We start from the raw sequence: 13431 nt of genomic DNA on the forward strand, positions 1-13431 counted from the left end.
GTTAGCCGACCGTGACCACGGGCGCGCCCGAATCGGTGTTCTCGCCCATTTCCTCGGCGATCCGCATGGCCTCTTCGATCAGGGTCTCGACGATCTGTGCCTCCGGCACGGTCTTGATGACCTCGCCCTTCACGAAGATCTGGCCCTTGCCGTTGCCCGAGGCCACACCGAGGTCGGCCTCGCGGGCCTCGCCGGGTCCGTTGACGACACAACCCATCACGGCCACCCGCAGCGGTACCTCCATGCCCTCCAGCCCGGCGGACACCTCGTTGGCCAGGGTGTACACGTCGACCTGGGCCCGGCCGCAGGACGGGCAGGACACGATCTCGAGCTTGCGCGGCCGCAGATTCAGCGACTGCAAGATCTGTCCACCGACCTTGATCTCCTCGGCGGGCGGCGCGGACAGCGAGACCCGGATGGTGTCGCCGATGCCCTCCGACAGCAGCGCGCCGAAGGCCACCGCGGACTTGATCGTGCCCTGGAACGCCGGGCCCGCCTCGGTCACGCCGAGATGCAGCGGGTAGTCGCTGCGCGCGGCCAGCTGCCGGTAGGCCTCCACCATGACCACCGGGTCGTTGTGCTTGACCGAGATCTTGATGTCGCCGAAGCCGTGCTCCTCGAACAGGCTCGCCTCCCACAGCGCGGACTCGACCAGCGCCTCCGGGGTGGCCTTGCCGTACTTCTCCAGCATCCGCTTGTCCAGCGAACCGGCGTTGACGCCGATCCGGATCGGGATGCCCGCGGCGCCCGCCGCCTTGGCGACCTCGCCGACCCGGCCGTCGAATTCCTTGATGTTGCCGGGATTCACGCGCACCGCGGCGCAGCCGGCATCGATCGCGGCGAAGATGTAGCGGGGCTGGAAGTGGATGTCGGCGATGACCGGGATCTGGCTCTTGCGCGCGATCGTCGCCAGCGCGTCCGCGTCTTCCTGACGCGGACAGGCCACCCGCACGATGTCGCAGCCCGAAGCGGTGAGCTCCGCGATCTGCTGCAGAGTGGCGTTGATGTCGTGGGTCTTGGTGGTGGTCATCGACTGCACGGAGATCGGGTGATCGCTGCCCACTCCGACATTGCCCACCATCAATTGGCGGGTCTTGCGTCGAGGAGCGAGAACGGCCGCGGGCGCGGCGGGCATCCCCAATCCGATTGTGCTGGTCACCTTCGGCTGCCTACTTTCCGTCCGTACATTCCGGGCCGTTCGCCTTCCGAGCTTAGTCGCGCGCGCCGAACGACCACCCTGTGACGCCCGCGACAACATGCTGTCCCCCAAGTGCCCGGCGACAGGGTACCGCGTCGAATCGAACTCAGAACAGTTTGATCGGATTGACGATGTCGGCCACCAGGGTGAGCACCATGTACGCACCGCCGATCACGACCGCCACATAGGTGACTGGCAACAACTTCAGATAGTCCACCGGTCCGCCGGGCGCGAGCCCCTTCCACCCGCGGACGGTGTTGCGGATCTTCTCGTAGAGGACCACCGCCATGTGGCCGCCGTCGAGCGGCAGCAGCGGCAGGATGTTGAAGGCGCCGAGGAAGAAGTTCAGGCTCGCCAGCACCAGGATGAAGACGTTCCACAGCCCGCGCTCCGCGGTCTCGCCGCCGATCTTGCTGGCGCCGTACACGCTGACCGGTGTCTCCGCGTCGCGCTCGCCGCCGGTCACCGCGCTCACCAGCGCGGTCACCTTCTGCGGCAGCTGGACCAGGGACTGGAAGGTACGTACGAACATGTCACCGGTGAACACGCCCGCGGCCGGGATCGCGGCCAGCACGTTGTATTGAACCGGCCCGTAGAAGTCCGCGCCGACACCGACGGCACTGACCTCACGCCCCGCGCCGCCGCCCTCGGGGTAGCGCATCACCCGCTCGGGGGTCACCGAGATGGTCAGGCTCTGACCGTCACGATCGACGGTGTAGGTGAACGGGCCGCTCTGCTTCTGGGTCTCGGACTGGAATTCCTTCCACGTCTTGACGCTCACCCCGTTCACCGCGGTCACCACGTCACCGCGTTGCAGCCCGGCCCGCTGCGCAGGCCCGGTGCCGGTGCACGGCTGCGTGCTGCCGTCCGGATTCTGTTGCGGCACACAGCTCATCGCGCCCAGCGCGGTGGCGGGCGGCTGATCGAACTGCGGCAGACCCCAGCCGACGGCGAGCACGACCACCAGGATGTAGCCGAGCACGAAGTTCATCGCGATGCCGCCCGACATCACCACCATCCGCTTCCAGGTGGCCTGGCGATACATCGCGCGCTCGACCTCTTCGGGCTGCAGCTCGTCCAGCGCGGTCATGCCCGCGATATCGCAGAAGCCACCGAGCGGAAGCGCCTTGAGCCCGTACTCGGTCTCACCGCGCCGGAACGAGAAGATCTTCGGCCCGAACCCGATGAAGTACCGCCGCACCTTCATGCCGGTGGCCTGGGCGGTCCACATGTGCCCGCATTCGTGCAGCGCAATCGAAATCGTGATGCCTAGTGCGAACAGCACGAAACCCAACGCGAACACCATGTGATCTACAGCCCTCCTGCTGTGCGCAGCTCGCCTCGATGAAGTGCGGCCGCCCGGTCCGGCCGCCTGCAAACCCGGGTGCGCGAGTCCGTCGCGGCCGCGAGCCCACGACCACAGTAGCCGGACAGCCACGAGCCCCGGGTGCTCAGTCTGCCAGCAGAGGCTCGCCTCGCGAGTCGGAAACCCGCGGACCTAGGCCGGATCGACACGGGCGCGGGTGAAGTCGCGGGCCCAGGTATCGGCGGCCAGAACCTCCGCGAGCGAGGTGGGTTCGGGGCGCCACTGGTCGGCGGCCTCGACCGCGGCCGCGACGGTGCGCACGATCGCGGGGAAGCGGATCTTGCCGTCGAGGAACGCTTGCACCGCGACCTCGTTGGCGGCGTTGTAGACGGCGGTGACGCTGCCGCCCGCCTCGCCCGCCTGACGGGCCAGATCGATGGCCGGGAAAACCGCGCTGTCCACCGGCTCGAAGGTCCAGGTGGCCGCGGTGCCCCAGTCGCAGGACGCGGCGGCGCCGGGCACCCGGTCGGGCCAGCCGAGGGCCAGGGCGATCGGCAGCTTCATGTCCGGCGGGCTGGCCTGCGCGAGGGTGGAGCCGTCGGTGAAGGTGACCATCGAGTGCACGATCGACTGCGGGTGCACGGTGACGTCGATGCGGTCGTACGGGATGCCGAACAGCAGGTGCGTCTCGATGAGCTCGAGTCCCTTGTTCACCAGCGAGGCGGAGTTCAGCGTGTTCATCGGGCCCATCGACCACGTCGGATGTGTTTTGGCCTCAGCCGGATTCACCGATTCCAGCATCTCGGTGGTCCAGCCGCGGAACGGCCCGCCCGATGCGGTGAGCACCAGCCGGTCCACCTCCTCGGCCCGGCCGCCGCGCAGGCACTGCGCCAGCGCCGAATGTTCCGAATCGACCGGCACGATCTGGCCGGGCGCCGCCGCCCGTGTCACCAGGGAGCCGCCCGCGACAAGCGATTCCTTGTTGGCCAAGGCCAGCCTGGTACCGGAGTGCAAGGTGGCCAGGGTCGGTTCCAGTCCGAGCGAGCCGACCAGCGCGTTGAGCACGACATCGGCTTCGGTGCGGCGCACCAGCTCGGTCACCGCCGCGGGGCCGGCCAGCTCGATGTCCAAACGCGCGGCGGCGGTGGGGTCCGCGACCGCGACATTGCGCGTCCCGGTGGCCGCCATCTGCTGCGCCAACAGCTCCGTATTGCCGCCACGAGCGGCCAGCCCGACCACCTCGAACCGGTCGGGGTTGGCGGCGATCACCTCGAGCGCTTGGGTACCAATGGATCCGGTGCTGCCGAGGAGCAGGACTTTCACGATGTCGGACACCCGTTCATTGTGGCGCACCGAAAAGTTCGGCCGACGGGCCGTGGCCCGACTGTCAACGACGCCCCGTCGTATGTCACGATATCGACCAGCAGTCCTTCGAGTGCGTACCGGAACCCGCGGTACCCGAACCAGCTAAGGAGCGATCGTGGCCGCCACGGAACTCGAACCCGCCAGCACCGAGCGCGGCATCGTCACTCACGTGGACACCGCCGAGGTTCCCTCCGCCGCCTGGGGTTGGAGCGGCGAGTCGCCCAAGACCTTCCGCATCGCGGGGTGGATCACCGCGCTCATCCTGGTCGCGATGGTGATCGGCAACCACAAGGGACATGTCGAGGACATCTTCCTGATCGGTTTCGCCGTGGCCATCGTCGCCATCCTGGTGCGCGACTCGATCCTCAAGCGCAAGCCCCGGTAACGCCTAATCCCCTGGCAATAATGGGTTTTGGTGCGTCATACGCATCGAGTAGCGTGGGCGAACAGGTCCGCGACTCATCGCAGTCGCGGACCTTCCTGTTGCACTCACGATGAGGAACCCATGTCCAAGCTCTTCTCCGGCGCACTGCTGAGCGCCGCGGCCGCCGCCGCGCTGCTCGTTCCCGCCGCGCCGGCCCACGCGCAGTCGCAGGCGTGCGCCGCCGCGATCGACGCCATCAACGCCGCCGTCGATGCCTCACCGAACGGCACCTTCGACGCGAACACCATCCAGGACCTGCACGGCAAACTGCAGTCGATCGACGCCGCAGGCGCCGAAAAGGAAGTCATCCTGGCCTATGCCGACGCGCTGGTCGACGACAGTGTGACCAACCTCGACCCGGCCACCGACGAGCTCAACCGCGTCTGCAACCTGTGAGGTCGCGAGCGGGACGTGACGGTGTCGCGTCCCGCTCGCTCAGCGCCCGCGCCGCTTCGTCGGCTTCCGCTTGCCCGCCGCGGCCTTGGCCTTCCCCGCGCTTGCGCCGCCCGCCCGCTTGACCGGTACCTTCTTTTGCGGCGCAGGGCTTTTCGCCCGTGTGGCCGGTGAACGGGAACTGCGTTCGGAGCGGCCGCGCACCACCCCGACGAACTCCTCCACCAGCTCCGTGGTGCGCGCCGCGGGCCAGGCGAGGGCGATCTCGGTCTCCGCGCGGTCGGTCACCGTGCGATAGACGACGTCCTTGCGGGCGTGCAGCCGCGCGATCGAATGCGGCACCACCGTCACCCCGACGCCCGCGGCCACCAACTCGATGGCATCGGCGGCCGCATCGATGTCGGTGGCATCCTGCATCCACTCCCCCGTCAGGTCCGCCATCGCCACCTGCTCGAACGCCGAGATCGCATGGTCCTTCGGCACCACGACGACCGGCACCTCGCGATAGAGCGGGATCGCGCTCATCCCGGCACGATCGATCGGCAGCCGGACGAAGCACAGATCGACCTGGCTCTCCCGCAATGCCGTCTCCTGTGCCGCCATCGGCAGCGCCACCGTCTCCAACGGGATCTCCGGGAACCGTTCCGCCCAGATCCTGGTCCACTTCGACACCGTGACGCCGGGCACGAACCCCACCCGCAGCGCGGGCGCGACGGCCGGTGTCTCGACCGCCGCCGCCTCCTCGGCCCGCGCGATCAACTCCCGCGCCGCCGCCAGCAGTTCGGCGCCGTCGGCCGTCAGCTGCGTCGGTTGCGCGCCGGGCACGAACAGTTTGGTGCCGAGTTCGCCCTCCAGATCGATCACCGTCTGGCTCAATCGCTGTCGCGAAATATTCAGCCCTTTAGCCGCCCGCGCGAAATGCAACTCCTCGGCAACCGCGGCAAACCACCGCAGGCGCGCGACGTCAATCGACTCGAACCGGCTCATGCGAGCAAGCGTATCGGCACCGGATAGGCTGTCCGTCGTGAGTCCGGAACCTAACGCGCAGCTGATGAAGCCCCTGACCGCGGCCAACAAGCTCGGCATCTACCTGCCCGCGACACCCGAATCCTTCCGGAACACCCCGCTCTCGCGCGCCGACCTCGAGGCCCTGCGCACCGATCCGCCGCAGTGGCTCACCGAGCTGCGCCGCACCGGTCCCTTCCCGCGCGATATCACCGCCCGCAAACTCGGCATCTCGAATTCGGGACTGTCCCGCGCCGGGGTCTCCGACGCGCTCACCGCCGACGAGATCACCGCCCTGCTCGCCGACCCGCCGGCGTGGCTGACCCGGGAACGCGAGAACTACGCCGAGGTGCTGAAGGAAAACGAGCGCATCGCCACCAAGGAAGCCGAACGCCGCGCCGCCACCAACCGGCCCGCCAAGAACCGCTTCTGAGTCACGACCGGTCGACCCGCAGGCTACGGGACGGCCGGGGAGCCGCCCTCGATCACCGGTAGTCCGGCCGCCTTCCAGGCACGAAAGCCGCCGACGATGTCCGTCGCGGCACGGATGCCGAGTTCTTGCGCGTCGCGGGCGGCGAAGCTGGAGGCGTAACCCTCGTTGCAGAAGATCACGACCGGGGTATCCGCGGTGAGCTCGGGCAGCCGGTGCTCGCCGTGCGGGTCGAGCCGCCATTCCAGCACGATGCGCTCGACCACGACCGCGCCGGGGATCTCCCCCTCGGCCGCCCGGTTCGCGTGCGGCCGGATATCGACCAGCAGCGCACCCGTCGTGCGCAGCGCGTCGGCTTGTTCGGGACCGACGCGAACCAGGTTCGCACGGGCTCGTGCCAGCAGTTCTTCGGCGCTCATGCGCCGGAAACATCTGCGAGAGTGCGGTATTCACGCATCGGCCGCAGCGGCGGCGAGTAAGCGTGCACCGTGGCGGCGTCGTGGGCGCCGAGATTGCGCAGCCGGTGTGCCCGGTCCGGGCCGAACGCCACCGTGCTCCCCGCACGGCGCTGCGCGGCGCCCACCGGGCGGTTCGGAAACGCGAACTCCTCGTACAGTTCGCCGTGCAGGACCGTGAACGCACCGGAGGCGCCGCCGTGATCGTGCGGCTCGGTGCCCTGCCCCGGCATCCAGGACAGCAGCCACAGCTCTACACCCATCGTCAGCGCCAACCGCACCCACCAGCGTTGCGCCGGATCGAACCGCACCATGTCGAGCAGCGGCACGGTCAGCTCCCTGGTCACCACGCTGGTGAGTTCGTGCAGCTCATCCGGGGTCCAGAGGGTGCGATCGGCCCGAACCAGCTCATCGAGCAGCGGCAGATCGAGGTCGGGATGCAGGTCTTTGGCGTGCTTCAATTTCACCGGAAGTGACGTGGTCACAGTGCGCTCCTGGCAGAGGTGTGGCGTGAAAGGTCGGGTTACGTCACCGACGACACGCACAGGCCGCGACACGAACCAGGTCGACGACCCGATCGCTGGTCAGCAGAAGCCTTTGCACGAGTGCAGCTTACACAGCCCACCGCCCCCGTGGGTCCCCTCCACGCTTGACAACAACCTGCCGCCCCCTACCCCGCCCGCATCTCCCGGACGAACTCCCGATACAGAAACTTCTGATGCAGCCCCTCGAGATTGCCCGCATGCCGCCGGAACGGCACCAGCGCGAGCCGCAACGGCCGCGTGATCGGCACCCCCGTCCCCCACTCCGCCACCGACGCCACCGTCTCGATCAACCCTTCCTCGGTCGCGTTGCGCTCGGCGGTGTCCAGTCCGAGATGCCGCAGCAGCTGGTCCCGCACGCCCTCCACATCGAGTTCCAGGCGCCGCGCCTCCTCCTCGGTATCGCAGCGCGACAGCGCCCGGCGGAAATCGACTGCCCGCGCCCGATATTCATCGATCCGACCACAGACCATCTCCAGCCAGCGGTCCGAGCTCGACCGGCCGCGGTCCCGCAGCGACCACAGGCGCCCACCCAGCAACGGCAGCTGATACTCGAGCAATTGCAGCCGCCTGCCGCCCCGCGATCCCGCGACCTTGCGAATGTCACTCGGTATCCCGCGCACCGCGGAGATCACCTCTTCGATGGTGTTCTCGGGAACACCGTCATCGAAGAGATCGAACATGACCGAGAAATCGCGCCGCAGCGGGTGCGGGGTATAGGCGACACCGATCACCCGCGCCCGCGCCGAATACCGCAGCGAACGCACCAGCGTGGCAATGAGCCATAGTTGCTGCTGCGTATCCGCGATCAGCGTGCGGAACTGGCCCTCCATCGCGAACGACGAGGCACGCGCCCACTGCCCGAACGCGTCGAGCTCGACCCCGTCCACACCACCGATCCGAGCCCGATGGTGGTCGTCGATCCGGACGTTTTCCCACTGATAGTCCGCCCACGCCGCGATATTCGCCAGCATGCGCTGCCCACCGCCGCGCTCCTGCACCTCACGATCGGCACGCCTGGTCTTGTCGATGAACCGCAGCATGGTCTCGACGCCGGTCGTCTTGAGCGTCTCCATCGCCGCGGCCTCGGCGGCGTCGAGCGCGGGCCGATCCTGCGGGCCGATCACCATCGGCACCGCGATCCGAAGATCGAACAGATGCCGCAGAATGCGCGGGTACGCACCGTAATCGGCGGCCTGAGGGTTCAGTTTCGTCGGATGCGGCACGAGCACTTCGTCGAAATAGATCAGGGACTGCACCAGCTCCGCGTAACACTGTTGCGCGAAGGGGTCACGCGGTCGCGCCGGTTGGCGGGCATTCTGCGAAAGGATGAATTCCTCCGCGCTGATGAATGTCGTGACATCCACCATGACACGATTCGACATCAACTGCTCCGCGACCGCGCCAATGTCTGAACGAACCAGCGCACCGAATCCGGGTCGCCCGCAATGGTTTCGGCGAACGTCGGCTCGCGCTGTGCGAGAAACGGCGCGCGCAGCGGTAGTGGGCTGTGCCCCGCCCCATCGGTCGCCGTGCGTCCCATGGCCGTGGCCAACGCGATGCCCGCCGCTCCGTCCCATACCTTCTGGTTCGGCCGGTAGAACAGGTCGAACTGCTGGTCCGGCGCCTGCGTCCACGCGGTCAGGTCCAGGCAGGTGCGCACCATATCCAGCGTCTGGGAGGTGGTGCGCACCTTCATCGCACACCCGACATCGGCCAGTGCCGCCTCGAATCTCCGGGGCGCCGAGCCTTTGCTTCGCGTCACGGACGCCCGCCGCGGTCGCGCCGCCGGCGTCAGCGGCGAGGCGGGCTGCCCGTTCACGAACACCTCGGCCGACCAGTGGATCGCGATCGGCGTCCGCCCCGCACCCAGCTCGGGTGCGAGCACGTAGGCGGCCACGGGCACACCGGCATCGAGAAGACAGACGACACTGCAGAATTCACGTCCGTCCGGCGACACGAATTCGCTGGTGCCGTCGATCGGGTCGATGATCCAGGTCGGGTCGCCCGAACTCGGCAACTCCGCCTCGTCCTCCTCCGCGACGAATCGAGACCCCGGATAGTGGCGCTGGATCGTCTGGATGATCGCCGTCTGCGTAGCGAGATCCGCCTCCGAGAGCAGCGTGTCGTCGGCCTTCTTGTCTACCTGCAGCGACGCGAGGTTGTCCCGGTACCGGCCGAGCAAGGGCAGCAGCTGCTCGTCCAACGCCTTCCACAACGATCCGACATCGCTCAAGAGGCCCCTCCGCACGAGTTGTTCCATTGAGCGTAGCGGCTATGCCGGTCCGGCAGACCGTAATCCGGCTGGTCGCGGGTACCTGCGCACTGCGACCCGCGCACGGGTCACGGTTTGCGGCAGAGGCAGCCGAGGATTTCCACGCGGGTGGTGGGGGAATTGTCGGCGAGCCAGTCCTGGATCGGGGCGAGGCCGGGGTCGAGGAGTTCGAAACCGTCCAGGTAGCGGGCGATTTCGGCGTGCGTGCGGATCGCGGGCTGCGAGGTGCTGCCCTTGGTCGCGGCGATGACCTGGGTGATGAAGCCCTGATCGGAGGCGGCGGAGGCGTGGCTGAGCACAAGGAAACTGCCGGGTGCCATCGCGTCGCGGAGCCGGGCGAGGATGGCGGCCGGCTGCTCGCTGTCCATGACGAAGTGCAGGACACCGACGAGCAGGACCGCGACCGGCCGGGTGAAGTCGATCAGGCCCTCGGCGCGCAGGCGGTCGAGGAGTTCGTCCGGCTGCCGGAGGTCGGCCAGCATCGGCGTATCGCCGGGCGTACCCGCGAGCATCACGGTGGCGTGCGCATGGACGACCGGGTCGAAGTCCACCGAGACCACCCGCGCCGCCTGCGCGATCTCGCGTGCCGTGTCATGGACGGAGGGCGAAAACGGAATACCCGCACCGATATCGATGAACTGCTCGATCCCGGACTCGGCCGCGACGCGCACCCCGTGTAAGAGGAATCGCCGACTCATCTGCGCCAACTCGCGCGAATCCGGCGCGGCCGAGAGCACCCGCCGCGCGAACTCCAGATCCGCCTCGTAGTAGTCCTTTCCACCGAGCATGTAGTTGTAGGCCCGCGCCGAGTTCGGCTTGTACGGATCGACACCGACCGGGATGTACCTGCTGTCCGACACCGCACCTCCTCGATAGCTCGCCGAGCGTAACAAGGTGATGAGTTCGCAAAGGGACGTTCCGCGACGTCGGCACGAGACAGACGAGGTCGCCGGTACGCGTCCGGCGATGCAGGGTGTATTGCGGCGACAATCAGCTTGCGGCGCAGGCGGATTGGGATGGGGCGCGGGAACTGATGGGGGTGCGGTCGCGGAATGCGCCGCCCTGCGCGGAGGAGGTCGCTGCCTCGCGTGGGTCTCGGCTGTCGGCTCATGGCCCACGGCCATAATGCCCGTCTCGGCGCGAGTCGCAGCCTTGAGCCACAACACCCCGTCTCGGCGTAGACCGCAGCCCTCAGCCACAACTCCCGTCTCGGCGTCGGCCGCAGCCATCGGCCGAACGCCTTCTCGGTGTGGATCGCGACCCCTTCATCCTCAATACTCGCCGCGGCACGGGGAAGGTTCGCGGGTTCACACCAAGAACTGGACACAGGTCTAATAGTGTGCCACGGCTAACAGTCGGCAAGTCTTGCTTATAACGACTCGCCGACTACCGTTGAACCTACCCAGTCATGCGGAATCGCTATCGTCATCGGCGCAACGCGACGCACTCGCCGTCGCGAACAGGTCCACAGTCCCGAACCGACGCGCGGTACCGCCGTGCCGACAGGCCGAAACCCGAGGTGGAAGCGCATGAACCGATCGACGAAACTCGTTGCCGTGATGGCATGTACGGCCGCCATCGCGGCAGGCTCGGTCACGTCGGCGCAGGCCGACCCCGAGCCCGCCGGCATCACCTACACCGCGCAGGCCGTCGGCAGCTCGATGACCCTCACCACGGACTCCGGCACGCTCGACACCGCCGACGACCGCCTCGAGATCCGCGACAACGACGGCAACCTGATGGCCGCCTTCCCGCTCGGCTACTACCGAGACAACCAGCGCTGGCCGATCGCCGCCGTGATCGACGGCAACACCGCGACGCTCACCCCCAGCGTCGATCCCGCGACCGCGACTCCCGCCCCCGGCACCACCGACCCGCTGCACGACGTCGCCCTCGACCCGACCTCCCCCGCGTTCGGCGCCGCCCTGTCGACCTTCTCCACCGTCGTCGGCATCGGCACCGCCCTCGGCACGATCATCGGCACCCTCGTCGGCGCCTCCCTCGGCTGTCTACTCGGCGGCCTCCTCGTCGGCGGCGCCGCCACCCTGCCCACCTTCGGCGTCCTCACCATCCCCGGCTTCCTCGGCGGCTGCATCGTCACCGCCATCCCCGGCGCCGCCCTCGGCGCCATCGTCGGCACCATCGTCTTCGGCGTCCCCGCCATCATCATCGGCGGCGTCCTCCTGGCAGGCACCCTCGGCGCAATGTGAGCAAGCTTTCGCCCCTGACGATTTCACGCACCCACCCGAACCCCACTCAGCACCCCGAGCCGATCAGCCCAACCGAGGTCGAGCTGACTCCCCGCCCCGAACGCGCCAAAACGGAGTCCCACTCATAGTGGCAGCGATACCAAGCCCTACCTCGACATTCGGCTGCCAATCCACCACTGGCAGCGGAGATTCTCCAGAGCACCCCTTTCTCCGTCTCGCAAGGGACCACCGACCAGGTTGCAGGCCTGAGACACCCAGATGGTTGCGATATGGATAGTATCTTGTGCGATAGTATCCTTAAGGGAGTGTATACAGAGGCGCTGGAGGTGCAGATTGGGCGACTTCATCGGACGGCAGCGTGAACTCGGCGCCCTCGCAGCCGCGCTGGACGGAGTAAGAGCAGAGATCGGCACGGCGAGGCCCGGACGCTGCCTGATCCTTCGGGGGCGACGCAGGATCGGCAAGTCCGCGCTTGTCGAGGAGTTCGTAGAGCGCAGCCTGGTGCCGAATGTCTTTCATACCAACGAAATCGGCTTCGGTACCGACCCGCTCGCTGAGTTCGTCGCCGCGGTCCGCAGTTCGTCGCTGCCGGACGCCGACGTGTTCGAAGAAGCCATACCCGGCAATTGGACAGCGGCGTTCCGTCAGCTCGCCGGCATCCTGCCCGACGATCAGCCGAGCGTCGTGGTACTCGACGAGCTCCCCTATCTGATGGACTCCGCCGGCGCCTTCGAAAGCGTGCTGCAACGGACGTGGGATCGCGAACTCTCACGCAAACCAGTGCTGCTGGTCCTCATCGGCTCCGACCTCGCGATGATGCAGGCGCTCACCTCGTACGGCCGACCGTTTCATCAGCGCGGCACCGAGATGCGACTCGGCCCCCTCAATCCCGCCGACATCGCCACGATGACCGGCCTGGAACCGGCGGCCGCCTTCGATGCCACCCTGATCACCGGTGGACTACCAGTTATCGCCGCACGCTGGAACAGCGGAGAGAATGTCGAGGCATTCCTGTCCCGCGAGCTGGCCGACCAGGTGAGCCCCCTCGTCGTTTCCGCGCAATTGTCGCTTGCCGCCGAATTTCCGGATCAGGCCCAGGCACGCCAGGTCCTGGCCGCGATCGGCAGCGGCGAACGCACCTTCACCAACATTGCCCGAGCGGCCGGTGGAATCGCGCACTCGACACTTTCACGCGCCGCTGAGTTGTTGACCGACAAAGGCGTCGTCGCGGCGGAGTTGCCGATCAGCCTGACACCTTCCAAAGAACGCCGGTATCGGATCACCGATCCGTACCTTCGCTTCTGGCTGACGTTTCTCGGCCCGCACCTGGCAGAACTGGACCGGATGCGGCCCGACCTCACGCTCGAACGAATCAATCGTGGTTGGACCAGCTGGCGTGGCCGCGCCGTCGAACCGCTCGTCCGGGAGGCACTCGCCCGCGTACTGCCTCGACATGGAATTCCCGCGGTCCCCGCAATCGGTGGCTATTGGACGCGCAGCAATGATGTGGAAATCGACATCGTCGGCGCCGACCGCGAACCCGTAGCGCACGAGCTGTCATTCCTCGGCTCCATCAAATGGCTGGAACACTCGCCCTTCGACAACCACGACCTGATCGAGCTCCAGCGCCACCGCCACCGCATCACCGACGACCCGATCCCTCTGATCGCCGTCACCCGATCCGGAGTCACCACCGAACATCTCGACGCGGTGTTCACCCCGACAGACCTGCTCGAAGCGTGGTGATGCGGCTTTCCGCTTCGCACCAGCATGTGGTGCACACACGTAAAGCGAGATCGGTGCGGACACCATCCGCACCGGCTGTCAT

The 13431-nt window shown here is 67.6% G+C and carries 14 protein-coding genes; 5 read left to right on the forward strand and 9 right to left on the reverse strand.

Annotated features, from left to right (window positions below):
- Position 1: 1 nt before the first annotated feature.
- From ispG to dxr, 3 genes are all read right to left on the reverse strand, one after another.
- Entirely contained in the window at positions 2-1159 is a 1158-nt protein-coding gene (ispG, locus tag F5X71_RS25350; protein ID WP_167464275.1) for a flavodoxin-dependent (E)-4-hydroxy-3-methylbut-2-enyl-diphosphate synthase, read from the reverse strand.
- Between the two features lie 145 nt (positions 1160-1304).
- Entirely contained in the window at positions 1305-2504 is a 1200-nt protein-coding gene (locus F5X71_RS25355) for a M50 family metallopeptidase (protein ID WP_167464276.1), read from the reverse strand.
- A 192-nt stretch (positions 2505-2696) separates the two neighbouring features.
- Positions 2697-3839, reverse strand: a complete 1143-nt coding sequence (gene dxr, locus F5X71_RS25360) for a 1-deoxy-D-xylulose-5-phosphate reductoisomerase (protein ID WP_167464277.1) — start codon at positions 3837-3839, stop codon at positions 2697-2699.
- 145 nt (positions 3840-3984) lie between these two features.
- Here dxr and F5X71_RS25365 point away from each other — a divergent pair, with 145 nt between their 5' ends.
- Together F5X71_RS25365 and F5X71_RS25370 are read left to right on the forward strand one after the other, a co-directional pair.
- Positions 3985-4254, forward strand: a complete 270-nt coding sequence (locus tag F5X71_RS25365) for a DUF2631 domain-containing protein (RefSeq protein WP_167464278.1) — start codon at positions 3985-3987, stop codon at positions 4252-4254.
- A gap of 120 nt (positions 4255-4374) precedes the next feature.
- The gene (locus tag F5X71_RS25370) at positions 4375-4689 is read left to right on the forward strand and encodes a hypothetical protein (RefSeq protein WP_167464279.1); all 315 of its coding nucleotides are present in this window, start codon (positions 4375-4377) and stop codon (positions 4687-4689) included.
- A gap of 39 nt (positions 4690-4728) precedes the next feature.
- Here F5X71_RS25370 and F5X71_RS25375 read toward each other — a convergent pair whose 3' ends face one another.
- Positions 4729-5673: a LysR family transcriptional regulator gene (locus tag F5X71_RS25375; RefSeq protein WP_167464280.1), complete on the reverse strand. Its 945-nt coding sequence runs from the start codon at positions 5671-5673 to the stop codon at positions 4729-4731.
- Positions 5674-5710: 37 nt separating this feature from the next.
- Between F5X71_RS25375 and F5X71_RS25380 the strand changes: the two genes are divergently transcribed.
- On the forward strand, positions 5711-6124 hold the full coding sequence (locus F5X71_RS25380; RefSeq protein ID WP_167464281.1) for a DUF5997 family protein: 414 nt from the start codon (positions 5711-5713) through the stop codon (positions 6122-6124).
- 23 nt (positions 6125-6147) lie between these two features.
- Here the strand turns inward: F5X71_RS25380 and F5X71_RS25385 are convergent, their stop codons facing one another.
- The 5 genes from F5X71_RS25385 to F5X71_RS25405 all read right to left on the reverse strand — a co-directional run bounded on the left by F5X71_RS25385 (position 6148) and on the right by F5X71_RS25405 (position 10253).
- Positions 6148-6540 carry a rhodanese-like domain-containing protein gene (locus tag F5X71_RS25385; RefSeq protein ID WP_167464282.1) on the reverse strand — a complete coding sequence of 131 codons (393 nt, stop codon included), beginning with the start codon at positions 6538-6540 and terminating at the stop codon, positions 6148-6150.
- Positions 6537-7061 carry a cysteine dioxygenase gene (locus tag F5X71_RS25390; RefSeq protein ID WP_167464283.1) on the reverse strand — a complete coding sequence of 175 codons (525 nt, stop codon included), beginning with the start codon at positions 7059-7061 and terminating at the stop codon, positions 6537-6539. The genes F5X71_RS25385 and F5X71_RS25390 overlap by 4 nt, the downstream gene beginning before the upstream one ends.
- Before the next feature lie 185 nt (positions 7062-7246).
- Entirely contained in the window at positions 7247-8503 is a 1257-nt protein-coding gene (locus tag F5X71_RS25395; RefSeq protein WP_167464284.1) for a hypothetical protein, read from the reverse strand.
- Positions 8503-9354 (reverse strand): inositol monophosphatase family protein, encoded by an 852-nt coding sequence (locus tag F5X71_RS25400; RefSeq protein ID WP_167464285.1) that lies wholly within the window; start codon positions 9352-9354, stop codon positions 8503-8505. Before F5X71_RS25400 ends, F5X71_RS25395 begins: the two co-directional genes overlap by 1 nt.
- Positions 9355-9461: 107 nt before the next feature.
- Positions 9462-10253 (reverse strand): SAM-dependent methyltransferase, encoded by a 792-nt coding sequence (locus F5X71_RS25405; protein ID WP_238815464.1) that lies wholly within the window; start codon positions 10251-10253, stop codon positions 9462-9464.
- Positions 10254-10922: 669 nt separating this feature from the next.
- Between F5X71_RS25405 and F5X71_RS25410 the strand changes: the two genes are divergently transcribed.
- Positions 10923-11603, forward strand: coding sequence for a hypothetical protein (locus tag F5X71_RS25410; RefSeq protein WP_167464287.1), 681 nt, complete (start codon positions 10923-10925; stop codon positions 11601-11603).
- A gap of 333 nt (positions 11604-11936) precedes the next feature.
- Positions 11937-13349, forward strand: coding sequence for an ATP-binding protein (locus tag F5X71_RS25415; RefSeq protein ID WP_167464288.1), 1413 nt, complete (start codon positions 11937-11939; stop codon positions 13347-13349).
- Positions 13350-13431 lie beyond the last annotated feature (82 nt).

Source organism: Nocardia brasiliensis (genome assembly GCF_011801125.1).
Taxonomy (GTDB): Bacteria; Actinomycetota; Actinomycetes; order Mycobacteriales; family Mycobacteriaceae; genus Nocardia; species Nocardia brasiliensis_C.